A 25,251-nucleotide genomic window follows, 5' to 3' on the forward strand; every position below is an offset into this window, starting at 1 on the left:
CCATGCCTGGCCCTTGGAAACAGAACTCGGCCAGGATCGGCTGCGTCCAGCTGATCGGTCGGTGCGGTACCGCCGGTGCGGTGTTCGGCATCGGATTGGCAGCGGCAGACGAGCCCCAGACGCAAAGGCCATGGAACATTTGTCCCATCTGCGGCGCCTCCGGTTGGCGACGGATGCGTTCTCCGATTGACAGTAATTAGAACTCTAAGATAACAGGTGTGCATGCAGGAGGACAAATCTGATGGACACCTTGAACCTTGACGCGAACCTGAAGCTCTCGAAACAGGCCGATCTTTATTACGGTGGCGCATGGGTTCCACCGGTCGAAGGCAGCTACGAACAAACGCTGAATCCGGGAACCGGCCAGCCGATTGGCATGGTCGCCACCGCGAGTCGTGCCGATGTCGATAGAGCGGTGGCGGAAGCGCTCAAAGGGTTCCATGAATGGCGTGATGTTTTGCCCCTGGAGCGGGCACGGATCCTGAAGGAAATTGCTACCCTTCTCCGTAAGCATGGAGACGAACTCGCACTGATCGACGCCGCGAATTGCGGGAATCCCTATACGGAAATGCGCGGGGATGCCGCGATTGCGGCGGCTCAAATGGACTTTTTTGCAGGCCTCGTGACCGAGATGAAAGGCGACACGATTCCGATGGGGCCGGACCGCGTCAACATGACATCGCGCCAGCCGCTCGGCGTGGTCGCACGTATCCTTGCCTTCAATCATCCTTTCATGTTCTGCGGCGGTAAGATGGCTGCGCCCCTTGCGGCGGGCAATGCCGTTATCATCAAGCCGCCGGTGCAAGCGCCTCTCTCGGCTCTTCGCCTCGCCGAAATCGTTGAAGGGTTGTTGCCGAAGGGCACCTTCAGCGTTTTGCCTGGCGGTGTTGAAGCCGGTGCGGGTTTGGCCGAGCATCCAGGCGTGGCCAAGGTAACGCTGATTGGTTCGGTGCCGGCCGGGCGCGCGGTGATGCGCAGTGCGAGCGCCACAGTTAAACCTGTCCTGCTGGAATTGGGCGGCAAGAATGCCTTGATCGCCTATCCGGACAGCGATCCCAAGAAGATCGCCGATGCGATCGTTGCCGGAATGAACTTTGGCTGGTGCGGACAGTCATGCGGTTCGACCAGCAGAGCCTTTGTTCATGAAGACATTCACGACGAGGTCGTTTCTCTCCTGGCTAAAGCAGTCGAGCGTTACAAGCCGGGCGTCCCGACCGATCCGACGACAACCATGGGAGCTATTGTCAGCCGAACTCAATTCGATCGCGTGCTGAGCTTCATCGAGTCGGCCGTGAACGAGGGCGCGCGTACGGTGACGGGCGGGCACGCGGTGACCGATGGCGCTTTGGCCGAGGGTTGTTTCATCGCGCCGACGATCTTCGCCGATGTGACACCGGACATGAGGATCGCTCGCGAAGAAATATTTGGTCCTGTACTGGCTATTCGGAAGTGGAGCGACGAAGTCGAAATGCTGAGAGAGGTCAATGCGCTCGAGCTTGGCCTGACCTGCGCAATATGGACACGCGATCTCGCTACCGCGCATCGAACGGCTGCACGCGTCGAGGCAGGCTTTGTCTGGGTCAACGAGGTCGGCCGCCATTTCCTGGGGGCTCCCTTCGGTGGGGTGAAGCAATCCGGTATCGGACGGGAAGAAGGGATCGGAGAGCTGATTTCCTTCACTCACGAAAAGAACATCCACATCAATTTGCTGGGCCAATAAGTTTGCGGTCGGGTGGCGTCCCGGCACGGCGCCACTCCATGGGTTTGCCGTCGATTGTATTCATTTGACAGCAGCCGACGAGGGCATCCGCGATCCTGCAGGCAGGCGCCCCTCGTTGTGAGACCGGCGAGTGCGCGGTGACAACCGAGAAGGAGCAAACACAGTGAACAGCTTTGCTAGGGTTCCGGACATCATATTGGAGCCTATGGTCCGAAACGCCATCATGGAGGATCTAGGAGGCGCCGGCGACGTTACGACGCGTGCCGTTCTTCCGGAAACCACGCGTTATCGGGCCGAACTGAAAGCCAGGCAGGCCGCGGTTGTTTCCGGTATGCAAGTTGCAGCCCTGACGTTTCGTCTGATCGATCCCACCCTGAAGATTGAAACGGTCGTTGCGGACGGTTCCGCTTGCAAAGCCGGCGATACGCTTTTGAAAGTCGAGGGACTGGCGTCGTCGATCCTCGCTGCCGAGCGTGTGGCGCTGAACTTCGCGGGCCGACTTTCAGGGACGGCAACGCTTACAGCTGCATACGGGCAGGCTCTCGAAGGGACCGGAGCCAGAATAACGTGCACCCGAAAAACGACGCCAGGCATGAAGCTTGTCGAGAAGCTCGCTGTTCTTCACGGTGGAGGCCATAATCACCGGTTCTCATTATCGGACGCCATCCTGATCAAGGATAATCACATCGCCGCGGCCGGAGGAATCAGGCCGGTTCTGGAAGCGGTCAAGCGTTCTGCGGGGCATATGGTCGTTGTCGAGATCGAAATCGACGGGCTTGGGCAATTGGATGAAGTGTTAGAGGCAGGAGGCGCCGATGTCATTCTGTTTGACAACATGTCGACCCAGGACATGGCAGAGGCCGTGCGCCGGATAGACGACGGTCGGATGAAGACCGAAGCGAGCGGCAATGTACGCATCGACCGGCTGCAAGAGATCGCTGCAACGGGAGTTGATTACATATCATCGGGAGCGTTGACCCATTCGGCTGGCACGGTCGATTTCGGACTGGATTTCTGATCTCACAGACAAAAAAGCGCGCGGCGGCGAAAATTCGCCGCTTTTTTTCGTCCAGCGCCCGGACCGTCAGTTGACTTGATTTACGTAATATGTGATTGAGTAATTTAATAAGTAATTCGCCTGAGTTTGGGAGGACGATGTGAGCGAAGACTGTTTCCAGCTCGGAATCGATATCGGTGGCACCTTTACGGACCTCAGCCTGTTGTCTCATGACGGCAGCGCATCGCACGCTCACAAGGTCGCAAGCACGCCGAGTTCTCCGTCGAAAGCCGTGGCACGCGGCATCAGCGAATTGATGGCTTCGATCGGCCGGCCGGCGGATGCGATCACCTATTTCGTGCACGGCCAGACGATCGCGCTGAACGCGGTCCTGGAGCGGCGCGGCGCGCGAGGTGCGCTGATCGTCAGCCAGGGAAATCGAGATATCCTGGAAATTGCCAGGCTGCGAAAGCCTGACATCTTTAATCTGAAGGCCGCGCTGCCGGATGCCATAGTCGCGCGGCAGGACGTGTTTGAGATCCTGGCGCGTGGGGATGACGAGGACTTCTCGGTTGCCGATGACGCGATAGAGGCGACGATCTCGAGCCTGCCCGCCGAGATAGAAAGTGTCGCGATCTGCCTTTTGGGGTCTTACAGAGGCCCGGCGGTCGAAAAGAAGATCGCCGATCGGCTACGTGAGGTGCGGCCTGAGCTTTACATTTCGTGCTCATCCGACCTTTGGCCGGAAATCCGTGAATACGAGCGGGCAAGTGTAGCCTCGCTGAATGCATACGTTCAGCCGATCATGAGCCGCTATGTTGATGACCTGTCTATCGACACGCAGCGGGTGGGGCTCGATACCGCCTTGCAGATCACTCAGTCGAATGGCGGCATTCTCAGCGCGTCCAGCGCCAAGGTAAAACCCGTGAACACCATGCTGTCCGGACCTGCGTCAGGCGTGGTCGGCGCAGCCTATGTCGCGGCGCTGAGCGGCATTTGCGACGCGGTGACGCTGGACATCGGCGGCACCAGCGCCGATTTTTCAATCATTCGAGACCGGGAGCCGGTCTACTCCACCGATGCGGCGGTCGGCGATTTTCCAATCGTCATGCCAACGGTCGATGTTTTCGCAGTGGGAGCCGGGGGCGGCTCCATCGCATGGTTCGATCCGTTTGGAATCCTTAAATTGGGTCCGCAAAGTGCAGGCGCCGATCCGGGGCCAGCCTGTTACGACCGTGGCGGCACCGAGACGACAGTCACCGACGCTTACTTGGTTGCCGGCTACATTGACCCCGACAAATTCGCTGCGGGGAACCTGCCATTGAAGCGTGAGAACGCTTTGGCGGCGGTGGGTCGCATTGCCAGCCGACTGGACTGCTCTGTCGAAGCTGCGTCCGAGGCCATTCTGCGTCTGGCTACCGCCACGATGACCAGCGCAATTCTTCCGATGATGACCAAGCGGGGTTTGGATCCACGCGATTTCACGTTGATCTCTTTTGGCGGTGCCGGGCCGACGCATGCCTGCCTTTTGGCCGAAGAGGTCGGCATAAAACAAATTCTCGTGCCGCGATCGCCAGGCACCATGTGCGCTCTGGGAGCGACTATTGCTGACTATCAATATAACTTCATCCGAAGTTTGAGGCGTCCGCTGGCGTAACTGGATTCCGGGGTCTTGCGCGAGGTTTATCGCCAGCTAGAGCAGGAGGGACGCAACAGCCTCGCTTCGGAAAGCCCGATAATCGAACGTGTCGAAGTCTTGCGTTCTGCAAACATGCGGTATCGCGGCCAATCTTTCGATGTCGACGTCACGTTGCCGGCAACGCTGGAGGTGGACGCCCTGACGCCAGAGCTGCTGGCGCAGAATTTTCACGATACCTACGAGACGCTGTATCACAACAGCGATCCCGGGTCGGCGGTTGAACTTGTGTCATTGCGGGTCAAGGTCGTCGGGCGGAGGCGGAAACCCATGCTGCCACCGGCAAGAGAACGGACCAACTCCGCCAAACTGGAGCCCACCGGCCAACGACCGATCTTTCATAGCGGGCGGCCTCATGTCGCTTCCGTTTTCAGTCGCGACGACATACGCGATGGAGACCGTGTCGAAGGACCTGCCGTAATCGAGCAGGCTGACACGACCACCATTGTCACGCCGGGTTTTGCGGCGCGCTGCGATGGCGCCGGCAACCTTCTCATCCATGCTACGTAGAGGATAACACAATGAAAGAAAAAACGTTTTCTCTGCGCACCGATTCAGCCCAACTTGATATCTTCGTCCAGCGGTTCCGATCAATCGCCGAAGAAATGGGATATTCGCTTCAACGGACCGGGCACACGGCGTTTGTAAATGAAACCGCTGATCTAGGTGTTGCTCTGGTAACCCGCGATGGCGAGATTTTCGGTTATCCTCACAGCATTGGCATCACGATGTTTGCCAATCTGAACTTCAAGAAGACGATCGACAGCATCGGCAGTTTCGAACCGGGCGATATCGTCGTCTGCAACGATCCATACGCGAGCGGCGGCCTGTCTTCACATCTGCCCGACATCAGCGTTTTGGCTCCAATCTATGCTGGCACAAAGCTGATCTGCTTTGCCTACGCCTACGTCCATTCGACCGATGTGGGAGGGCGTGTTGCCGGGAGCCTTTCGCCGTCGAGTTACGAGATCTATCAGGAAGGGATCCGGATCCCTCCATCCCATCTCTACAAGGCAGGCAAGCTGAACGAAGAACTCTTGCACCTGATCCTGTGCAATTGCCGGGTTCCGAACGACAACTGGGGCGATCTGAAGGCGATGGTTACCGCGCTTCGTGTCGCCCAGCACCGGATGACTGAATGCTTCGAGAAATACAGCGTCGACGGCGTTGTGCTCGCGATGGAAGATGTGCTGAATTACAGTGAAATGCGAGCCCGTGCGGTAATTGAAGGTATTCCCGACGGTACGTACCGTTTTTCAGACTATCTGGATGACGATGTCATCTCAGAAATTCCGATCAAATTCTGTGTCGCGTTAACCGTAGCCGGCGACGAGATCACAATAGATTTTACCGGCAGCGATACCCAGTTAAGAACCGCCTTCAATATCTATTCGGACGGGAAGGCGCATCCTTGGTTGGTGTATACGATAATGTTCGTATTGCTGACGATCGATCGCGACATTCCCGTCAACGCAGGTCTGATGCGATCGGTGAACGTGATTGCTCAACCCGGGTCGGTTGTGAACTGTCAGGCACCTGCAGCGGTCGGGCTGCGAACGACAACCGGGGTGCGGGTGCAGGACGCCATTCGCGGCGCGCTGGCGCAGGCCTTGCCGAAAGTCATTCCGGCGGCGGGTGCGGGCTACATCGCGCCGATCGTCTTCACCGAGCCGAATTTGGCCGAAGGCGGCCTGAAGGTGAATGTGCTGGAGCCGCTGGTTGGTGGCACAGGCGCACACGAGGATGGCGATGGGTTGAACGCGCGCGATGTGGTGGACATCGCAAATTTGCGCAACAGTCCCCTCGAGGTGGTCGAAAGCACTTCGGGCGTTCGTATTCTGAACTATGCGCTGCGGCCGGATTCAGGCGGCGCGGGCAAATATCGCGGCGGCCTGGGCATCATCTTTGATTTCGAGGTTCTCCAGCATGACTGTCTCGTAACCGCTCGCGGGCAGGAGCGGCATCGGTTCAGCCCATGGGGTTTATTGGGCGGCTGCTGCGGCGAAATGGCCGGCGTATTCATCCGGCGAGCTGGAACAAAGGATTTCCAGCCTCTCGCCAAGATCGACTCGCTCAACGTGAATTGCGGTGACGTTATTCGGGTCCTTACGCCGGGCGGCGGCGGGTACGGGTCTCCGCAAGACCGCGATCCGGCCAAGGTTTTACATGACGTAGGGAACGGGCTGGTCTCCGAGAAGGCGGCCAGGGAAACATACAAGGTCGTTATCGAGGACGGGGCGCTCGACCTGGCTGGGACTGAACGGCTGAGGAACGAGCTGGGTTCTCGGGAGGCTCCAGCCATTTTCAGTTTCGGGCCGGAACGCGAGGCGTATGAAGCTGTCTGGAGCGAAGAAGCATGGTCGCGCCTGATAACCAACATCTTCACCCTTCCGATCCCTCTGCGCGCTTCTATTCGTGGCCGTGTCTGGGCAGCCGCGCGTCGGCGTGCAGAAGAGACCGGCAAATCGCTGAGCGCAGCCGATATCGACGATTGCTGGTTGGAAACCGTCCCGGCAGGTCTGCTCAACGAGCGCGCCGCAGCTGCCGGTTTCAGCAATTGTGAAGTAAAGGTGCCGGCAGAGTGACTGGGACAAATTCTCAATCGTTGTTCGGACGCGCCCTGCAATGTGTGAGCTGGCTTAGCGAGCTCGCAGTCATGATTTCCGGTGTCGTAATGGCGCTGATGGTGGCGCATGTCGTTCTAGACGTAAGCTTGCGCTATGTAATCGGCGTTCCGCTGGCGGGCACGACCGAGATTGTGTCGCGCTATTACATGGTTACGCTGATCTTTTTGCCGATCGCTTTTGTTCAGATCACTGACCAGCACATCAGCGCAAGCCTGATCAGCGATATGTTGTCAACAAGATCGCGCTTTTTGCTCGACTGTCTGACTTCGCTATTGATGGCGGTCTTCGCGATGTTGCTTGCTTGGTGCGCGGGGGCCGAAGCATTGCGCGCAACCGAAATCACCGAACAGATCCAGACACCATCCTATTTTTTGCCGACTTGGCCCGCGCGCTGGATTCCGGTTCTGGCGTTATCGCTGGTCGTTATCGTCTCGGTCCTGAACCTTGTGATGCAGATGGTTCGGTTCATCACCTACGGATCCGCGAAGGCGACCGTTTCTGGAGCCGACAAAGCGAAAGTACTGTCCCAATGACTCCACTGGCCATCGGATTTTGGGGTATGGGGATTGCGCTTGTGCTTGTTGCGCTGCGGGTGCCGATCGGGCTGGCTTTGGGGATTGTGGCATTCGTCGGAATAGCCGCTGTGTCGAGCTGGAGCGCGGCTTTCAGCATTCTGAGCCTGATACCTTACGAAACGGCCGCCAGTTGGGAACTTTCGGCAATCCCGATGTTTCTTCTCATGGGAGCGCTTGCCTTCCGGTCGGGCCTGACAAGCGCTCTTTTCGACGCGGCCAGACTTTGGCTGGGCTGGTTACCCGGCGGGCTTGCCGTGGCCACGAACTTCGCCTGTGCGGGGTTCGCCGCCGCCTCGGGCTCCAGCCTGGCGACGACCCTTACCATGGGCCGAATTGCCTTACCCGAGATGAAGAAAGCCGGATATGACATGGGTCTTGCGACCGGCGTTGTCGCCTCTGCAGGGACCTTAGGATCATTGATCCCGCCCAGCGTCATGATGATCCTGATTGGGGTTTTTGCGCAGACTTCGATACTCAAGCTCTTTGCAGCCGGTATTGCGCCGGGTCTTCTGTCCGCGCTCGCCTTTGCCCTGATGGTTATTCTGCGGGCCAAGCTTCAACCTGATACGGCGCCGCGTATGGTCGAAAAACCGACTCTGCGCGAAAAACTAACCGTCACCGCAGCGATTTGGCCGCTTCCGGTACTGGTCCTCGGCGTGATCGGTGGCATCTACAGCGGCGTCGTCACGGCGACCGAAGCGGGAGCGTTCGGCGCCGCACTGACATTTGTCATTGCGCTACTGAACGGCGCGCTGTCTTGGCCGGTTGTTAAATCCAGTTTCTGGGATGCGCTGGTTGGGACCGCCACCTTGTTCTTCATTGTGCTTGGAGCCGTGCTTCTAACCCGGTTTTTGGCATTTTCCGGGTTGCCGATGTTTCTGGCGCAAATCATGACCGACGCGAATGTCTCGCCGCTCGGGATCATTCTGATCGCCGGCGCCTGTTATCTCGTGCTCGGCATGTTCCTGGACCCACTGGGCCTGCTGTTTCTCACGCTCCCGATAATGCTGCCGATGTTCAAGTCTGTTGGTCTCGACATGACCTTGATGGGCATCTTGATCGTTAAATTTGTAGAGATCGGGCTGATGTCGCCACCGGTCGGGTTGAACGTCTTTGCGGTCAAATCGCTGGTGGGGCCGGATGTGCCGCTGAGTATGATTTATCGCGGAGTTCTGTGGTTCTTGGTCGTTGACCTTCTGGTCATAGGCCTGCTGATCGCATTTCCGGACATAACGCTTTTGTTGCCGAGGCTGATGGGGCTTTGAAAACAGTCGAACAGTAAGTCCAAAATGGGAGGAGGAAGTATGAAGAATAGAGTGATAAAAACTGCCGCAGTCGCAGCTTTTCTAGGGTTGACCTGCAGCGCAAATGCAGATGAACTCAGGTACAACACATTCATGCCGCCGCTGGCCATTGAAGCCGTGCAGGCGCAAGAATTCTTCGATGAACTCGCGGCTGCCACGGACGGTGCCCTCGAAACGCAGGTTTTCGTCGGAGGCCAGATGTTGGGTGGCCAAGCTAGCCTGGGCGGAATTCGCGCCGGCGTCATGGACGCCGGATTTATCGTGCCTACGCTGAATTCCAGCGAAATCCCACATGTTGCAATGCTGCCGGAGCTTCTGCCGTTTGCGGCCAACTTCTGGGCTGCCGCAGGCGCGACCAACGAAACGATGTTGCTGAACTGCGACGAATGCATCGCCGATCTTGAAAAGCAAAACGCGGTCTGGTTGGGAGGGCATGCAGCTTCGCCATGGTATCTGATGTGCGCGCAACCGATTTCTAGCTCGGACGATATTGCCGGGAAGAAAATTCGTGTGACGGGTGGATTTGCTGTGCGCCTCATCAATGCCCTGGGAGCTGTACCTGTGTCGCTGCCGGCGAGTGAAGTCGGGCCTGCTTTGCAGCAGGGCCAGGTCGACTGCGCGGTAGGTAATCTCGCCTGGCTTCAAACGCTGGGTTTGATCGACTCCGTGCGCGGTATCGTCGATCAACCGATCGGAAGCTATCACGGCCTGGGTGAATTCATCTTCAACCGTGATGCTGTTGCAAATCTGGACGAAGCGAACCGCTCGGCGCTGATTTCGGCAATCCCCGGACGGATTGCGAAGATCAGCAAGACCTACGCCGACCAGGAGGCTGCTGCGCGCATGGCGGCCGACGAAAAGGGCGTGGTCTTCTGGAAACCTGATGACGCGTTCAACGAAGCGATGGAAGATTTTCGCGCCAGCGAGCTTGAGGCGGTAGCGAACGACATCGTCAAATTGGGTGGGTCGTCTGACGCCAAGGCGATTGTTCAGCAACATATCGAGACATTGCAGCGCTGGGACGGCCTCGTTCAGGGCGTCGAGGGCGATGTCGATGCATTCACCGCACTGCTGGAAAGAGAAGTCTTCTCCAAGGTCAAGCAATAAATGGCATTGGGTTCGGTGACATCCGTCGTGTCACCGAGCCCGGACAACCCTTGAACCATCTGTACAAATGATGAGCGATAATCGCGATCTCGTAGCGCCGCCCCGGTTGAACAGTCTTGCGTGTGGGTTCCGTTTTGGCGGGCGCGCGCGTTTCGGAGTGATCTTGCCGTCCGGCAACATTGTGGCTGAGGGAGATTTGGCCGCATTGTTACCGCGGGATATCACTTTGCATGTGACGCGCCTGCGACTGACCGGCAGTTCGCGCGAACAACTAAACGCCATGGCAGAAGATGTCGAAACTGCGGCTTCGCTTGTGGGCGATGTCGATCCTGCGGTCGTCGGATTTCATTGTACTGCTGTTTCCACGCTGAGCGAGCAACTGGAGAGAGATATTCTGGCGCGCGCGTGTTCAGCCTCCGGCAGACGGGTCGTCGCTACGTCTGAAGCGATCGTAAGCGCTCTAAATGCACTGACGGCGCGAACGCTGGTCTTGATTACCCCCTATGTCGACCACATCGTCAAAAGCGAAGTCGCATTTCTCAATCGGCATGGATTTGACGTCATCGATGCCCATGGTCTCGGAATAGACCATCCAAGGGATATGGCCGCCTTGCCGCCGGAAGACTGGCTTGCGTTAACGAAAGAACATTACGCCCAAAAAGCCGATGCATATTTTGTCAGCTGCACGGCGATCCGTTCGCTCGAGGTCGTCAGCCTCCTCGAGGAGCAGCTTGGCAAACCCGTGATCACAAGCAATCAGGTCATGGCTTGGCATCTGCTGAGAACAGCCGGGTTCAACGATCAACCACATGGTTTCGGCCATCTGCTGAGCCACCACTGAAACCTCAATAACATGGACTTATCGCATGACTGATCAAAGACCTTCGGGAGTTGAACGGCCGGTTGCCTCTGACAGCGACGGAGTTTGGGGGAGCGACGTTTTTGCGGAGATGCTTAGGGGTCTTCGCGTTAAATACGTCACCCTTAATCCAGGATCGAGCTTTCGTGGGCTACATGACAGCCTGGTGAACCACCTGGGCAACGAAGACCCACAGATGTTGCTTTGCCTGCATGAGGAACATGCAGTGGCAATCGCGCACGGATATGCCAAGGTTACAGGTGAACCTCTTGCTGTGATCCTGCACAGCAATGTCGGGCTGATGCATGGAACGATGGCAATTTTCAACGCCTGGTGCGACCGCGTGCCTGTGTTGATCTACGGTGCGACCGGACCTGTGGATGCGGCGTTGCGCCGTCCATGGATCGACTGGTTGCATACCTGCCGCGACCAGGCTTCAATGATACGCAACTATGTGAAATGGGATGACCAGCCTGCTTCGATGGAGGCAGCGATCGAATCCATGCTGAGGGCAAATCTGATTGCCCGGGCGGAACCGCACGGCCCGACTTATGTAAATTTTGATGTGTCGATCCAGGAAAAACAGCATGCCGAAGCGCCGGCATTGCCCGACTTTTCGCGTTACCGGTCGCCACTGCCGGCGGACCCTTCCGCTGAGGGGGTGGCGCGTGCCGCCGAGTTGCTGAAAAACGCCAAAAATCCGGTTGTCCTGGCGGGGCGGGTGTCGCGCGATCCGGCTGACTGGGCGCGGCGTGTGGCATTGGTCGAAGCTTTGGGAGCGAAGGTTCTGACCGACATCCGGATCGGCGCTTCTTTCCCGACGAACCATTCTCTGCACCGTGGCAAACCTGCATTCTTTATCGACGATGCGGCGGGCGAAGTTCTGCGGGAAGCCGATGTGATCCTCAGCCTCGACTGGCTTGACGTTGCCGGAACGCTCAAGCTGGCAGGCAAGGTTGAAGCCAAGATTATCCAGGCCTCTCTCGATTATCAGTTGCACAATGGCTGGGGCATGGAGCATCAGGGGCTGTCGGCACTCGATCTCCACCTGGCCAGTTCGCCGGACCGCGCGATGCATGCCATTGCGGATTTGCTGGGTGTTGGCGCTGGCGACGAGCCCGAAAACCTGCCGGTGAAACCCGCCCTGAATGCTCCCGCTCCGGAAGCGCCGCTGGATATCATGACGCTGGCCGGGGCACTTGGCGAAGGGCTGGACGGGATTTGCGCCAGCATGGTGCGCTTGCCGCTCGGTTGGGCGGGCGAGGCGTGGCATTTCCGCCACCCACTCGATTTCCTTGGCTCCGATGGCGGTGCCGGGATCGGCTCCGGTCCGGGTATGCTGATCGGTGCCGCGCTGGCATTGAAAGGCAGCGAGCGTATGCCGGTCGCGGTTCTCGGGGATGGCGACTTCATGATGGCGGCCTCGGCGTTCTGGACCGCAGCGCACTATGGAGCACCGTTTCTGGCGGTGGTGTCGAACAACCGCTCTTTCTACAATGACGAGGTTCACCAGGAGCGTGTTGCTGTCGCTCGCAACCGTCCGGTGGAGAACAAGTGGATCGGTCAGCGTATCGGCGATCCGGACATCGACATCGCAGGCGTTGCTCGTGCACAGGGATGCGAGGGGATCGGGCCTGTCTTTACCGCGGGCGAACTGGTCGAAGCGGTCAAGAAAGGCATCGAGTTGGTTCGTGAAGGCAAGAGCGTTGTGATCGATGCGCGCGTTCAGCCTGGTTACAACCCCAACATGGTTGCTGGCCTGACCCGGAGCGAATGAAGATGAAACCCAAGATCTATATAGCACAGGATCCTGTGCTCGCGGACGTACTCGAAAGCGCTTCGACCAAGCTTTCCGATCTTGGCTGGGATGTGGTGCGGGGGCCGGCAATAGTTCCAGGCGTGCCTTTACGCCTGTCTGCAGAGCAGCGGCAGACACTATTGTCGGACGTGGATATCATCGTGGCCAGCTCCCGCTCTCGGCTCAGCGAAGAAGATCTCGACGCGTCTTCGCGCTTGCGGGCGCTGGTGTTTCCCACGATCGGGGTCGACGCGGTCGATCTCGAGGCCTGCGGAATGCGCGGGCTAATCGTGGGGAACGGAGCGACCCCCGAGAATTTTCTCGCGATGTCCGAGGCAACCGTGATGCTGATGCTCGTGCTTCTCTACAAGCTGCACACATCTGAGCGTCTCTTGCATGAAAACGCCAAACGTCCGCAGCAGATGTATGCCCGTATGCTGCGCGGCAGGACTGTCGGGTTAATTGGTTCGGGCCGGATCGGCGGCGGGGTGATCGACCGCCTCCGGGCATTCGAACCGGCTGAGATCTTGGTTCACGATCCCTTCCTGACGCCGGAGACCGCACCTGAAGGCGTATGTCTGGTCGATCGCGACGCGTTACTGGTGCAGTCCGACGTGATCAGCCTGCATGTGCCTCTCAATGCACAAACTCGCGGAATGATCGGGGAGGCCGAACTGCGGAAAATGAAACGTGACGCGATCCTGGTGAACACATCCCGTGGCGGACTGATCGACGAAGACGCTTTGGTCGAGGTCATGTCCGAAGGTCATCTTTCGGGAGTTGGCCTCGATGTGACTGAGACCGAACCGCTACCGGCGGATCACCCGCTGCGCGGGCTTGATCGTGTCGTCCTTACGCCGCACATCCTGGGTCATACGATCGATCTTTATTCGATCATGCCGGAGGTTCTGGTGGAAAACGCCACCCGCCTCATGGATGGCGATCTGCCGAAATACACCCGCAATCTCGAAGTCGAACCTGCTTGGAGAGAGCGGTTGGCGAACATGCAGGAGGGTTGACGTGAACTGGCCGGACTTCGCTTGATGCTTGATGAGAGTCCGCTCCATGTAAACTGCAAACCCCGAGGCGATCTCCCTGCGAAAAAGAGCACCCGGCTGTGCAGCAATGCAGTTTGTTGTGCTGTAAGTGGCTGCGGTGCTTTTCAGGGACTTGGCAATAGCTCGTCGTGCTGATCTTATGAGGCCATGAGCGAGCAAATTGAGTATAGCGCGGCAGATGAGGCGGGCGTTGAACGTATAGCGAGGCTGGTGCGCCTGGCTGCGCGCGGTTTCAACCGTTCTCTTCAGATCCGCCTTCAAACCCAAAATGTTACCTTCGGGCAGTGGATATTCCTCCGCATTCTCTGGCAAGAGGACGGGCTGTCTCAACGCGAACTGAGCGATAGAGCGCACCTCACGGAACCGACCGCACATACCGCACTCATTCGCATGGAGGAACTGGGCTACATTGTTCGGCGCAATGTCGAGGGCAATAAACGTCGTCTGCATGCGTTCCTGACCGCGAAAGGTTGGGAACTTCGTGAACTGCTTGAACCGCTTGCGCTCGAAGCCAATGATATCGCCCTTTCCAGCCTCACGAAGGACGAGCAAACCACGTTGCGAAAAGCGCTGACTGTCATGATCCGAAATCTTGAGGAAGATGAACGACGTGCCGCATCGCGTGGGGTTCGGGTGCCGCCAACCAAGGGCCACGCTTCCTCTTAGCCATCGTAGGCCAGTGAGCCGACAGCATTGTCGAACGGGCGGTTCATACGGTCGAGCGGGTTTGGCGCGGACTTGTCCGGAAACGTCGTTTTGAGCCGCTTGCCCCGAATGTTCCCCTGAAGCCCCATGACCCTCATAAGCCTGGCCACGTGAAACGGGCGATATCGAAGCCCTCCCGCTGCAATTGCCGCCGGATCTTGCGCGTACCATAGACGCGGAAGTTTTCCTCGAAGACACGGCGCCTCGATCTTCAGAGCGATACCGCGGCGGGGGCGGACCGAAAGCCGCTCCGCGCCCTGTCGCTTGGCGACATTCTCGTGACGAGCCGATGGGGCAATCGGCAGAACTCTGCAAATCGGCTCCACCCAAAAACCCTGATCTTAGTTGACTAAGATCAGGCAATCCATTATGCCTATATAACATAGATATCTAACATTAGATGTCTATGAGGATGGAGAGGGAGGAACCTGTGAAAAAGAGTTTTAAAGCCGTTATTGCGGCCATCGGAATGTGTGCAATTGCAGGCAGCGCAGTTGCGGAAAGCGTCACCGTCACACTTTCGGGAGGAAACCCGTCCGGTCTTTGGTCTCTGCTTGGTGCTGGCATTGACCGAGCAGTTAAGGCTGACGATCCCAGTGGTGTCGTTACATACCAAGCAACCGGAGGCGGGTTTGCAAACATTGCTTTGCTGGGCGCAGGTCGGACGGACTTAGGTTTGGCCCACGACGCCGAGATCAAGTTGGCGCTCGCCGGGGAAGAGCCGTTCAAGGCACCCATCAACAATATTCAGGCCATCGGGTATATGTACAATTGGGCGCCGATGCATTTTTTTCTTAGAAAATCCATTGCCGATGAATACGGGATCGACAGTATTGACGATCTGGCGAAATCAGGTGCGGCTATACGCGTCGCGAACAACAATGCGGGCAACATCGTGGCCAATATCACGACGTTCATGCTCGAAGAAGCCGGCTATGATGAGGCTACTATCGAAGCGAACGGCGGAGTTCTGGTTCGGGGCGGCTCTGCACAGCAAGCGGACCTGATAACCGACGGTCGGACCGACATGGTTATTAACGGCATCTTTGTGGGACATTCGTCGTTCCGGAAAGTTGACAAAAGTAATGAAGTTGTACTTCTGAGTGTTCCCCAGGAAATCATTGAGAAGACGAACGCAAAATTTGGAACGGGAACCTATACAATTCCCGGCGAAAGTTACGCCAACCAATCTGATGACGTTGTTACGGTCGCGCTGGGTGCAATGGTGATCACGACCGAGAGCCTGCCCGAAGAAACCGGCTATATGCTCGCAAAAGATATCGCAGAAAACATCGATGAAATTCGCGGTGTGCACAACGCGATGAAGCAGTTGACGCCAGAACTGCTTGTTTCTCAGACCACACTTCCGTTCCATGCCGGTGCAAAGCGCGCTTACATGGAATTGGGTCTTATTAAGTAACACCTTTCAGACAATGCAGCCGGCCCGCAAAAGCAACAGCGCGCTGGCTGCATACTGCTGCCAAGTGCATTGCTGCGGACTTTGCATGTGTAAACACAGGCAAGGCACGTTCAGTGCAGGCAATTTACTTTCAAACAACAAACGTGAAACGGTGTAGGCATGGACTTCCCTTCGCTGACTGAAACAGGCCGCCGTAGAAAACTCGCGCCTACCATGAGTACCGTTGTCAAGGTACTGTCGGCGGCCTTCGCCATATGGGTAGTTCATTCAAATCTGTTCATTATCGCTGACCCGCTTATTCAGGGTATTCTCTTTATTTCGGGGATATTCACCATTCTTTTTCTGGCGATTGGAGCGACCTCCAGAGCGCCGGACCGGATTCCTTTCTACGACTGGATTCTAGCGGCTCTCAGTCTTGCTTGCGGCGTCTATTTCTTCATGACTTCGGGAGCGATAGCGAACCGGATAAGCATTCTGGATGAGTTCACGATTGATCAGTTGTTCTTCGGTTCCTCGCTCCTGTTTCTGACGCTCGAAGCGACCCGGCGTACTACCGGCTTGGGGCTCACCGGGGTTGTCTTGCTCTTTCTGTTCTACAATCTTTTTGGCTATCTGCTGCCACCTCCGTTCGGTCATCGGGTTAGTGAGTTTACATATCTGCTCGATATCCTCGTTTTTACGACCGACGGCTTGTTTGGCGTTCCGATTCAGGTGGTGGCGAGCTACGTTTTCCTTTTCGTGATGTTCGGAACATTTCTGTCAAAGGCAGGAGGCGGCGATTTCTTCTTTAACCTTGCGGCTCTGGTCACCGGGCGCGCAAGAGGAGGACCTGCCAAGATCGCGATCATCTCGTCTGGATTATATGGAACGATGTCCGGCAGCCCCACTTCCGATGTCGTCGCAACCGGTTCGATCACTATCCCTGTGATGAAACGGCTTGGATATCGCGCCCGATTTGCAGGAGCGGTGGAGGTCGCAGCATCCACCGGTGGTAGCGCGATGCCCCCGATCATGGGGTCAGCGGCGTTCATCATGGCCGAATACTCGGGGATTTCCTATAACTCGATTGTGCTCGCGGCCCTGATACCAGCTTTGCTTTATTATACCGGCGTTTTCGCCCAGGTGCACTTGCGCTCGGTCAAATACGACCTGCGGCCGTCGGAAGACGAGGTTCCGACCGCTACGGAAACGTTCAAAACCGGCTGGGTCTTTTTGCTGCCTATCATCGGTATTATCGTTGCGCTGATACTCGGTTATTCACCGACGTTTACGGCTGGTGTCGGCGTCCTTGTCACGATTGTCGCTTCATTGATCCTGAAAGAAACGCGGCTTTCGCCTTGGCAAATCGTGGAAGGTCTTGGAACAACCACTCTGCAGATCTTGCCGGTTGCCGGTGCATGTGCTGCTGCGGGCCTGGTTATTGGCGGATTGTCCATGACCGGCCTTGGGATGAAATCAGCGAATGTGATTCTAACCGTTAGCGATGCGCAGCCAATACTGACGCTCGTGATTGCCGCAACCGTCACGATCGTTCTCGGTCTGGGGATGCCGACCCCGAGCGCCTATATTCTGGCGGCCGTGCTCGTGGGACCGGCGCTATCCAAGCTCGGCTTCCCGATCCTTCCGAGCCAAATGTTCTTGCTCTACTATGCGATCTTGTCTGCACTAACTCCTCCGATCGCTGTTGCAGCCATTGCCGCGTCTGCGATCGCCGACGAGGATCCCTTCAAAATTGCCTTCTCGGCCGTAAGGCTTGCAATCGTTGGATTTTTGTTACCTTTCGCCTTCGTCTGGAATCCGGGAATACTTCTGGAGCTCGGGCCTTTGGCAAACACTCTCGCAGTGGTCGGGGCGTTCTTCGGCGCGTTCGCCATCGCAGCCTCGATAGAGGGATTGATCAAGACCGAACTGCTCACCTGGGAAAGAGTCCTTCTAACGGTTGCGGCGGTGGGGGCTGTAAGCCCTTATCCCGTCGTATCCGGCTTGTGCATCTTGCTGATTGCCGGGTTGATCGTACGACAGTTCGTGTTTTCTGCGAGGGTGAGAAACGTCGAAAATCCTTAGTCCCGGTCGACGTGCGAATGGAATATGGAAAACATTCACTCGACCGGACGGCACCTGCGTTTTGAAGAATTACGATCAGTTCGACCGCTTGATTGGACTTGCTGATACCAACGGGTGGTCTACACATGTCAAAAATTCAGGCAGGTCAACCGGCACCGGTAGGCAACGGGTCGGGCTTGATACTTACAATTACAGCTCTGCCGGAAGATCTGACGCGCGTAACGCAAGCTATTCATGATTTAACCGTCGATATCGTTTCTGCGGACAGGAACGCGGAGAGCAGCGGGCAAATGCGAAGCGCCCATGGTGGCGAAGTTTTATTTTCCTTGAGTTTCGACGTCAGCCAGCTCAAATCAGATGGTCGGGATTTGCCCGGCTACATCGGTCGAGAACTCCGACACCAACTGAGCAATTCTTCCGCAAAGATTCGCTGCGACGCTGTCGTCAACGAGCCGATTGAGGATGTGCAAAAGCAACCGCTTTTTTGGAAACGCTGGGTGGTCAGTATGCTAGGTGTCTATCCGTTGCTGATCATAATATACCACGCGTTAAAGCCGCTAACCGAAAACGTATCTGCACCGATTTCTTTGTTTTTGGTGGCATTCGTTCTGACAGGTTTGAATACGCGTTACGTAATGCCGTTGCTCATGAGAAAAATGCATTCGTGGTTGGAACTCTAGCAAGATTTTTCTCAAAAGGCGCAAATAGATCGTGCATCGGCCATGAACCTTTCACGCTTAGGTCAGTTGCCGGAACCTCCCATAAAAGCATCGCACGATGCTCTGAATTCATAGAGTTTTCATCTCCAACAACAGCCGTTGTGCGGCCTTCGCGTTGGACGAGGGGAGGCCGGATTTCACGGCAGCGGGAAACTCCGAAGTCAGGGTTTCGGGATCCTGCAATAGCAGGCGAAAAAATTCTGCCCTCCAGTTGACAGCTTAAACTTAGAAAGCTAAGAATACTGGAGAAGCCATAAGCCGCCCGATGGTGTTTTTTAACGTGGCGGTCCGTGGAGGAGGGAGATCAAATGCTTACACCCGAAGAGAATGAACTGCTGACCCGTGTGACCGGCGACGCCCCGATGGCGCGGCTGATGCGTCAGCATTGGACTCCTGTTTGCCTGATCGAAGAGGTGGAAGAGCCGGACGGCAAGCCGCTTCGCGTTGAAGTTCTCGGCGAAAGCTATGTGGCATTTCGCGATTCAAAGGGGCGCTTGGGCCTGTTGGATGAGCTTTGCCCGCACCGCAAGGCTTCGCTGGTCTTTGGCCGAAATGAGGAATGCGGGCTTCGCTGCCTCTATCATGGCTGGAAAATGGACGTTGACGGCAACGTTGTCGCTATGTCGTCGGAGCCGGAAGGCAGTCCTCTGATGGACAAGGTGAAGCACCGTTCCTACCCCGTTCGCGAGTGGGGCGGTTTCGTCTGGGCTTGGCTTGGCGACAAAGACGAAATGCCGGAGTTTCAACCGCCGGCATTTGCACCGCGCGCGGATTCTCCGATCGCAATCCTAAAGATCCGAATCCCCGCGAATTGGGCGCAGATCCACGAAGGCCAGATCGACAGCGCGCACTCGTCTTCGCTGCATTCATCTGACATGGTTCCAGCCAAAGTCGAAGGTGCGGCGGCGGACGAAAAGTCATGGTATCGGCCCTCGACCGACAAATCGCCTCGCATGCAAACGGAAACGACAAGTTATGGGTTTCACTATGCCGCGATCCGTACTCCCATCAAGAACGCGGCTACGCACAATTACATTCGGGTTACCGAATTCGTTGCGCCCTACTACTCGCTGATACCGCCCAACAACAATTACAGGGTGGCCGCGGTGATTGTGCCAATCAATGATGAGGAAACCGCTTTCCACTTCATTGCTTGGGATGGGCCGAACGTCCCGACAACGGACGAGTGGCGCCGGTTCACGCATGCGGTGCCGGGTGTGGATGTCGATGACAAATGGCGTTGCCTGCGCACCTTGGACAACGATTTCCTTCAGGATCGTGATGCGATGAAGGAAGGCAATTTTACTGGTATCAAGGGCATTCCCAACCAGGATATTGCGATGTGGGTGTCGATGGGCGCGCGCGTCCAGCGCCACACCGATGTCCTCGGTGCGTCAGACCTGGCCATTGTCGAATTCCGCCGCCTGATGGCGGATGCGGCTAAAAAAGTAGCCGAAGGTGGTCAGGCAATCGGAACGGATTCCGAGATCCCGCAGGTTTTGATCAACTCCCACGAGGGGGTTTACCCGAAAGAAACCGACTGGCGAACACTTCTCAACACTTCGGGAAAAACAGTCGCTGCAGAATAGGTTCTGCTGAAATTTCCTCCCGGATCCGCCTGAGGCCGCACGCGGTCTTGGGTGGTTCTTTCGTGAGCGGAGGGGGCGATGTGTCGTCGCTGCAAGGGTGTAATCTTGGGGTGTCGCGGGCTGTGGCAAAGCAAATCGGCAAGTAAGATGAGCCAACCCATCAACATTGACGACTTGCGACGATTGGCCCGCATTCGCTTGCCACGGGTGGTGTTCGATTTTCTTGACGGCGGGGCTGAAGACGAAGTTACTCTGCAGAGAAACAGGCAGGCATATGAGGATATTCAGTTAAGACCCAAAATTCTTAACGGTGGCATGGTCGATCTTTCGGTCAATCTATTTGGCCAAAAATTCTCTGCACCTTTCATTATTGGCCCGACGGGTTTGAACGGGATCTATTGGCCGAAAGGGGATTTGCATCTGGCAAGTGCCGCCCAAGGTGCGGGTGTCGGTTTCGCGGTTTCCACGGCGTCCAACACATCAATGGAAGCGATTGCACAACAAACGGATAGTCCTCTTTGGTTCCAGCTTTATCCGTGGGGAAAACCGGGCTTTTCCGAGGCGCTCATAGAGCGTGCCGCCAATGCCGGCTATGCGGCGCTGATTGTCACGGTCGACTCTTTGGTTGGGGGAAAACGCGAGCGTGATTTACGGCACGGTTTCTCACATGAAATCAAAATGAGCGCTCCCGTAATCCTGGACGGGCTGATGCATCCTAGATGGCTGGGTTCGGTTTGGCTTGGCAGAAACAGGCCACGATTACAGAATCTTGTGGCGTTCCTGGGGGAGGGGGTAAGCGACGCAGCGCTGGCGGATTTCACCCGTTCCCAACGGAATCCTCATTTTTCCTGGGACGATGTTCGGCGTATTCGCAAACAATGGAACGGACCGCTGCTGATCAAAGGCATAATGTGCGGGGAGGACGCGTTACGCGCCTGCAAGGAGGGCGCTGATGGAGTCATCGTGTCAAATCACGGGGGTCGCCAACTCGATGGTGCGCCCGCGACCATCGAAGTCATTGAGGACATTGCCGGACAACTAGACCGCGATGCAACCGTTCTGCTGGACGGCGGCATTCGGCGGGGCAGCGATATCGTAAAGGCGCTTGCTTTGGGGGCACACGGCGTACTTCTCGGCCGGGCGACATTATACGGCCTGGCGGCCGGTGGCCGCGATGGGGCGGCGCAAGCCCTGTCGATACTGGAGGACGAAGTGCGCAGAACACTGATTTTCATTGGCTGCAAATCGGTTCAACAGCTCGGACAGCATCATATCGCGGGTAGAAGAAACGCCGCGGCACTGCCTGGACGGAATACTTAAGCAACTCGTTAGGCCACGGAAAATACGTAACGTTTCAGCAGATTGCCAAGCGGTTGACTTCAATAACTTAGCTATCTAATAAATTCTATCGCGATCCGACTGGGAGGAATTCATGCAGCAAATGAGAATGCGAGTCGCAAGTAGAATCGTTTTGACACCGAGCATCGTGGAATTCACGTTGGTTCCGGTCGGCGACTGTAAGCTTCCCAGTTTCGATCCAGGTGCGCATATCACAGTCGAAACGCCGTCAGGTGCCATGCGCCGTTACTCGCTCGTGAACGACGGTTTCGAGCCGACTGAATACGTCGTTGCCATCAAACGTGAGCCGCAATCTCGAGGCGGATCCGCGTCGATGCATGACGATGCGCATGTTGGTTCCGAGCTGAATATTGAGCCGCCGGAGAACGATTTCCCCCTGACGGATGTTCAGAAGTATCTACTGATAGCAGGCGGCATTGGTATTACGCCGATTTATTCCATGGCGCGATATCTCGACAAAAAAGGCAAAGCGCTACGCATCATATACGTCACTCGAAGCGCAGAAGAGGCTGCCTATCTTGCGGAGCTGAACGAAGCCTTCGAGGGCAGGATCATAGTTCATCATGACAACGGCGATCCTGACGCGGTTTATGATTTCTGGGACGATCTAGTCACGCCAAGAGCAACACATGTCTTTTGCTGTGGACCAAAGCCTTTAATGGACGAGATCAAGGCAGTTTCCGGCCATTGGCCGGAGGGGCGGATCCATTTTGAGGACTTTAAACCGGTCGATGTGGTGCGTCAGGACGACGTCGCCTTCGAAGTGGAACTGAAAAAGAGCGGGGAAACAGTCACCGTTCCTAAAGATCGCTCAATCTTGGAAGCGCTTCGGGATGCCGGTTTTGCGACGAGCAGTTCATGTGAAAGCGGAACATGTGGAACGTGCAAGACCCGTCTCCTGGTGGGGGAAGCCGATCATCGCGACATGGTTTTGATGGACGAGGAAAAAGGCGATTACATCATGATCTGCGTGTCGCGGGCGAAATCGGGGAGGCTGGTTCTTGACCTGTGATCCGGTTCGCCTCGGCGTCGCTGGCCTTGGGCGTGCGTTCATGCTCATGGTGCCGACGTTCGATGTCGATTCCCGTGTAAAGCTCATCGCTGCCGCCGCTCCCAGAGAGCAAAGCCGTGCCGCCTTCGAAACAGAATATGGCGGCAAGAGTTATGAGACCGTTGAAGCGTTATGCGCCGATCCGTCTGTCGAAGCGATTTACATCGCCACCCCTCATCAGATGCATGTGGACCATGTCCTGGCGGCGGCGAGTGCCGGTAAGCATGTTCTTGTCGAAAAACCGTTGGCGATCTCCATGGCAGATGCCGAAAAAATGATAACCGCCACGCGCAAGGCAGGTGTGCATTTGATCGTTGGTCCCAGTCACAGTTTCGACCCTCCTGTTGAGCTTGCCGCGCAGCTGATTGAAAGCGGTGAATTTGGTCGACTGCGTATGATCCAGGCGCTGAACTATACCGATTTTCTCTATCGGCCGCGACGACCTGAAGAACTGCGCACGGAAGAGGGGGGAGGCGTTCTCTTCAGTCAGGCAATTCACCAAATCGATGTCGTCCGGAGACTGGCTGGCGGGATAGCCGAAAAGATCTATGCAATGACCGGAGCTTGGGATTCCAAGCGACCGACCGAAGGCGCGTTCAGCGCGCTCATGACCTTCGAGACAGGTTGCATCGCCAATTTGACCTATTCAGGTTATGCCCATTTCGACAGCGATATCTGGATGAATAATGTCGGTGAGTTGGGGCAACCCAAGACCCCCGGATCATATGGAGGGGCGCGCCGAGCCCTGATGGACCTTACGCCAGAAGACGAGGTTCGCCTTAAGACGACCCGAACTTTTGGCAATGGAACGACGATCCAAGCCAAACACAACGAACATTTCGGTCCGGTGATCGCCCTTTGCGATCGAGCGGATCTTAAACTGATGCCGGACGGTATCGAGGTCTTTGGCGATACCAGGCGTAGCTTCATTGAAGCGCAATTCGGTCCTGCTCCGCGCAGAACGGTCATTGATGCGCTGGTCGCGGCAGTTCGAGAGGATGCCCCCCCCGTCCAGAGCGGGGAGTGGGGATTGGCGAGCCTTGAGGTTTGCCATGCAATTCTACGCTCTGCCAGATCCGGCCAGCCGGTCGAACTTCAGCATCAACGCAACACAAAACATCGAAAGCCGACAGGATGAGCAATCTGAAACTTTCTCTTGCAATGGGAAACTATGACCGGACGCGTGCGATCGTGGATGGCCGAGTGCAAATCGACGGGGTCGACCCCATTCCGATGCTGCTGTCGCCGGAGGAGATGTTCTTCCGTGCCTTCCGGCATCATGCGTTCGATATCAGCGAGCTTTCGCTGTCGTCCTATTCGATCTCCGTTGCCAGGGGCGATCCGCATTATGTTGCGATCCCTGTTTTCCTGAGCCGTGCCTTCCGGCACACGTCGGTTTATATCCGGACGGACAAGGGTATAGAAAAGCCCGGTGACCTGAAGGGGAAGCGCATTGGCATTGCCGAATACCAGCTTTCCGCCAATGTGTGGGTGCGTGGTATTCTCGAAGAAGAACACGGCGTGAAGCCGTCCGATATCATCTGGGTGCGAGGCGGGATGGACACGCCCGGCCGGCCTGAGAAGATCAAGGTTCAGTTGCCGGACGATATCGTGATGGAGGAGGCGCCGGAGGGCAGCACCTTGAACGGCATGCTCGCGGCGGGCGAGATCGACGGTTTCGTCGGGCCGCGATGGCCTCGTTGCTTCTCCGAAGGTCATCCACATGTCGGGCGCTTGTTTTCCGACAGTATCTCCGCGGCTGAAGCCTATTTCCAACGTACTCGGATCTTCCCGATCATGCATGTTCTGGGAGTACGGCGAAGCTTGGCGGAGGAATATCCATTCCTGCCGGCTGCCTTGCTCAAGGCTTTCACCCAGTCAAAGCGGCTGGCGGAAGACGCGCTTTCGGACACCTCCGCGACCAAAGTTACGATGCCGTTCGTCGAGGATAACCTGAACCGCGTTCACACCCTGATGGGGAACGATCCCTGGAGTTACGGCGTTGCCGAGAACTCCCATGTCCTGAACCGGTTTCTCGATTATCACGCAAGCCAAGGGCTTTCGCCACGCCGGGTCGAGATCGAGGAGCTGTTTCATCCTTCGACGTTGGAAGCTTACAGCCTTTAGCGGGAGTTTCAAAATGGAAGAGTATTTGCCTGGAGATATCGTTGAGGTCGAAACGCCCAATGGTTTGGCCTACATTCAGCTAACGCACATCCATCCAAGCTATCCTCCGGTGGTCAAGTTTCTCAAGGGTCCGTACGAGAGCCGGCCCGAGAATGTCGCCGTTCTGACAGCCGAAAATGCACCCTTGGCGATGGTTCCATTGTCGGCGGTTCTGAAGAAGCTTGAGTTGAAACATTCTCGCGTGGGCAATGCCGAAATCCCGCATAGCGAACGTAAATTTCCGATCTTTAGAATGCCCATTCGAGGAAAGAAGGGTGAAATCATCTACTGGTGGTTCTGGGATGGACGGGGTTTGACGTTTTCATCGGATCTCATGGAAGCTCAGGAGAACCTGCCGTTGCGTGAGATCATGTCGTCCGAGCGTTTCATGGAGCAACTTGTCACAAATGCCAGGTAACTCCGAAACCCGGTCCGAC

The 25,251-nt window shown here is 56.6% G+C and carries 21 protein-coding genes and 1 pseudogene; 21 read left to right on the plus strand and 1 reads right to left on the minus strand.

The window, feature by feature from the left end:
* Nucleotides 1–241 precede the first annotated feature (241 nt).
* The 12 genes from O6760_RS08795 (at nucleotide 242) to O6760_RS08850 (ending at nucleotide 14,407) form a co-directional block, all read left to right on the plus strand.
* Nucleotides 242–1,720: an aldehyde dehydrogenase family protein gene (locus tag O6760_RS08795; protein ID WP_152505197.1), complete on the plus strand. Its 1,479-nt coding sequence runs from the start codon at nucleotides 242–244 to the stop codon at nucleotides 1,718–1,720.
* A 205-nt stretch (nucleotides 1,721–1,925) separates the two neighbouring features.
* Entirely contained in the window at nucleotides 1,926–2,738 is an 813-nt protein-coding gene (nadC, locus tag O6760_RS08800) for a carboxylating nicotinate-nucleotide diphosphorylase (protein WP_173013977.1), read from the plus strand.
* A 139-nt stretch (nucleotides 2,739–2,877) separates the two neighbouring features.
* Entirely contained in the window at nucleotides 2,878–4,374 is a 1,497-nt protein-coding gene (locus O6760_RS08805; RefSeq protein WP_269585039.1) for a hydantoinase/oxoprolinase family protein, read from the plus strand.
* Nucleotides 4,375–4,389: 15 nt separating this feature from the next.
* Nucleotides 4,390–4,923 carry a hypothetical protein gene (locus tag O6760_RS08810; RefSeq protein ID WP_152505200.1) on the plus strand — a complete coding sequence of 178 codons (534 nt, stop codon included), beginning with the start codon at nucleotides 4,390–4,392 and terminating at the stop codon, nucleotides 4,921–4,923.
* Between the two features lie 11 nt (nucleotides 4,924–4,934).
* Nucleotides 4,935–6,998, plus strand: coding sequence for a hydantoinase B/oxoprolinase family protein (locus O6760_RS08815; RefSeq protein WP_152505201.1), 2,064 nt, complete (start codon nucleotides 4,935–4,937; stop codon nucleotides 6,996–6,998).
* 71 nt (nucleotides 6,999–7,069) lie between these two features.
* Nucleotides 7,070–7,573 carry a TRAP transporter small permease gene (locus O6760_RS08820; RefSeq protein WP_152505202.1) on the plus strand — a complete coding sequence of 168 codons (504 nt, stop codon included), beginning with the start codon at nucleotides 7,070–7,072 and terminating at the stop codon, nucleotides 7,571–7,573.
* Entirely contained in the window at nucleotides 7,570–8,880 is a 1,311-nt protein-coding gene (locus tag O6760_RS08825; protein WP_152507522.1) for a TRAP transporter large permease, read from the plus strand. The genes O6760_RS08820 and O6760_RS08825 overlap by 4 nt, the downstream gene beginning before the upstream one ends.
* Nucleotides 8,881–8,919: 39 nt before the next feature.
* The gene (dctP, locus tag O6760_RS08830; RefSeq protein WP_173013795.1) at nucleotides 8,920–10,026 is read left to right on the plus strand and encodes a TRAP transporter substrate-binding protein DctP; all 1,107 of its coding nucleotides are present in this window, start codon (nucleotides 8,920–8,922) and stop codon (nucleotides 10,024–10,026) included.
* A gap of 67 nt (nucleotides 10,027–10,093) precedes the next feature.
* Nucleotides 10,094–10,867 carry a maleate cis-trans isomerase family protein gene (locus O6760_RS08835; protein WP_152505204.1) on the plus strand — a complete coding sequence of 258 codons (774 nt, stop codon included), beginning with the start codon at nucleotides 10,094–10,096 and terminating at the stop codon, nucleotides 10,865–10,867.
* A gap of 25 nt (nucleotides 10,868–10,892) precedes the next feature.
* A complete protein-coding gene (locus O6760_RS08840) occupies nucleotides 10,893–12,662 on the plus strand; it encodes a thiamine pyrophosphate-binding protein (protein WP_152505205.1) in 1,770 nt (589 codons plus the stop codon).
* Nucleotides 12,663–12,664: 2 nt separating this feature from the next.
* A complete protein-coding gene (locus tag O6760_RS08845) occupies nucleotides 12,665–13,702 on the plus strand; it encodes a 2-hydroxyacid dehydrogenase (protein ID WP_152505206.1) in 1,038 nt (345 codons plus the stop codon).
* A gap of 186 nt (nucleotides 13,703–13,888) precedes the next feature.
* Nucleotides 13,889–14,407 carry a MarR family winged helix-turn-helix transcriptional regulator gene (locus tag O6760_RS08850; RefSeq protein ID WP_209009886.1) on the plus strand — a complete coding sequence of 173 codons (519 nt, stop codon included), beginning with the start codon at nucleotides 13,889–13,891 and terminating at the stop codon, nucleotides 14,405–14,407.
* A gap of 32 nt (nucleotides 14,408–14,439) precedes the next feature.
* On the opposite strand, the pseudogene O6760_RS08855 reads toward O6760_RS08850, so the two are convergent.
* Nucleotides 14,440–14,778 (minus strand): annotated as a pseudogene (locus O6760_RS08855) (IS3 family transposase); the annotation flags it as partial.
* Nucleotides 14,779–14,876: 98 nt separating this feature from the next.
* Here O6760_RS08855 and O6760_RS08860 point away from each other — a divergent pair.
* The 9 genes from O6760_RS08860 to O6760_RS08900 all read left to right on the plus strand — a co-directional run bounded on the left by O6760_RS08860 (nucleotide 14,877) and on the right by O6760_RS08900 (nucleotide 25,232).
* Complete coding sequence (locus tag O6760_RS08860; protein WP_152505207.1) at nucleotides 14,877–15,866, plus strand: TAXI family TRAP transporter solute-binding subunit; 990 nt, start codon at nucleotides 14,877–14,879, stop codon at nucleotides 15,864–15,866.
* Nucleotides 15,867–16,079: 213 nt separating this feature from the next.
* Nucleotides 16,080–17,930, plus strand: coding sequence for a TRAP transporter permease (locus tag O6760_RS08865; RefSeq protein ID WP_152505208.1), 1,851 nt, complete (start codon nucleotides 16,080–16,082; stop codon nucleotides 17,928–17,930).
* 125 nt (nucleotides 17,931–18,055) lie between these two features.
* Entirely contained in the window at nucleotides 18,056–18,610 is a 555-nt protein-coding gene (locus O6760_RS08870; protein WP_152505209.1) for a hypothetical protein, read from the plus strand.
* A gap of 347 nt (nucleotides 18,611–18,957) precedes the next feature.
* Complete coding sequence (locus O6760_RS08875) at nucleotides 18,958–20,238, plus strand: Rieske 2Fe-2S domain-containing protein (protein WP_152507524.1); 1,281 nt, start codon at nucleotides 18,958–18,960, stop codon at nucleotides 20,236–20,238.
* Between the two features lie 147 nt (nucleotides 20,239–20,385).
* A complete protein-coding gene (locus O6760_RS08880) occupies nucleotides 20,386–21,558 on the plus strand; it encodes an alpha-hydroxy acid oxidase (RefSeq protein WP_152505210.1) in 1,173 nt (390 codons plus the stop codon).
* 112 nt (nucleotides 21,559–21,670) lie between these two features.
* Nucleotides 21,671–22,609, plus strand: a complete 939-nt coding sequence (locus O6760_RS08885) for a PDR/VanB family oxidoreductase (RefSeq protein ID WP_152505211.1) — start codon at nucleotides 21,671–21,673, stop codon at nucleotides 22,607–22,609.
* Nucleotides 22,599–23,786, plus strand: coding sequence for a Gfo/Idh/MocA family protein (locus tag O6760_RS08890; protein ID WP_152505212.1), 1,188 nt, complete (start codon nucleotides 22,599–22,601; stop codon nucleotides 23,784–23,786). The genes O6760_RS08885 and O6760_RS08890 overlap by 11 nt, the downstream gene beginning before the upstream one ends.
* Complete coding sequence (locus tag O6760_RS08895) at nucleotides 23,783–24,775, plus strand: ABC transporter substrate-binding protein (RefSeq protein WP_173013797.1); 993 nt, start codon at nucleotides 23,783–23,785, stop codon at nucleotides 24,773–24,775. Before O6760_RS08890 ends, O6760_RS08895 begins: the two co-directional genes overlap by 4 nt.
* A gap of 13 nt (nucleotides 24,776–24,788) precedes the next feature.
* A complete protein-coding gene (locus O6760_RS08900) occupies nucleotides 24,789–25,232 on the plus strand; it encodes a hypothetical protein (protein ID WP_152505213.1) in 444 nt (147 codons plus the stop codon).
* The last annotated feature ends 19 nt before the right edge of the window (nucleotides 25,233–25,251 follow it).

The organism is Roseibium sp. Sym1, assembly GCF_027359675.1.
In the GTDB taxonomy this organism is placed as follows: Bacteria; Pseudomonadota; Alphaproteobacteria; order Rhizobiales; family Stappiaceae; genus Roseibium.

Bases quoted from the DNA above. Each gene is read 5' to 3' on its own strand.
- O6760_RS08850 (WP_209009886.1), top strand. From the start codon at position 13,889: ATGAGCGAGCAAATTGAGTATAGCGCGGCAGATGAGGCGGGCGTTGAA.
- O6760_RS08875 (WP_152507524.1), top strand. From the start codon at position 18,958: ATGCTTACACCCGAAGAGAATGAACTGCTGACCCGTGTGACCGGCGAC.
- O6760_RS08825 (WP_152507522.1), top strand. From the start codon at position 7,570: ATGACTCCACTGGCCATCGGATTTTGGGGTATGGGGATTGCGCTTGTG.
- O6760_RS08815 (WP_152505201.1), top strand. From the start codon at position 4,935: ATGAAAGAAAAAACGTTTTCTCTGCGCACCGATTCAGCCCAACTTGAT.
- O6760_RS08865 (WP_152505208.1), top strand. From the start codon at position 16,080: ATGAGTACCGTTGTCAAGGTACTGTCGGCGGCCTTCGCCATATGGGTA.
- nadC (WP_173013977.1), top strand. From the start codon at position 1,926: ATGGTCCGAAACGCCATCATGGAGGATCTAGGAGGCGCCGGCGACGTT.
- O6760_RS08795 (WP_152505197.1), top strand. From the start codon at position 242: ATGGACACCTTGAACCTTGACGCGAACCTGAAGCTCTCGAAACAGGCC.
- O6760_RS08895 (WP_173013797.1), top strand. From the start codon at position 23,783: ATGAGCAATCTGAAACTTTCTCTTGCAATGGGAAACTATGACCGGACG.
- O6760_RS08870 (WP_152505209.1), top strand. From the start codon at position 18,056: ATGTCAAAAATTCAGGCAGGTCAACCGGCACCGGTAGGCAACGGGTCG.
- O6760_RS08885 (WP_152505211.1), top strand. From the start codon at position 21,671: ATGCAGCAAATGAGAATGCGAGTCGCAAGTAGAATCGTTTTGACACCG.
- dctP (WP_173013795.1), top strand. From the start codon at position 8,920: ATGAAGAATAGAGTGATAAAAACTGCCGCAGTCGCAGCTTTTCTAGGG.
- O6760_RS08900 (WP_152505213.1), top strand. From the start codon at position 24,789: ATGGAAGAGTATTTGCCTGGAGATATCGTTGAGGTCGAAACGCCCAAT.
- O6760_RS08845 (WP_152505206.1), top strand. From the start codon at position 12,665: ATGAAACCCAAGATCTATATAGCACAGGATCCTGTGCTCGCGGACGTA.
- O6760_RS08880 (WP_152505210.1), top strand. From the start codon at position 20,386: ATGAGCCAACCCATCAACATTGACGACTTGCGACGATTGGCCCGCATT.
- O6760_RS08835 (WP_152505204.1), top strand. From the start codon at position 10,094: ATGATGAGCGATAATCGCGATCTCGTAGCGCCGCCCCGGTTGAACAGT.
- O6760_RS08840 (WP_152505205.1), top strand. From the start codon at position 10,893: ATGACTGATCAAAGACCTTCGGGAGTTGAACGGCCGGTTGCCTCTGAC.
- O6760_RS08820 (WP_152505202.1), top strand. From the start codon at position 7,070: ATGATTTCCGGTGTCGTAATGGCGCTGATGGTGGCGCATGTCGTTCTA.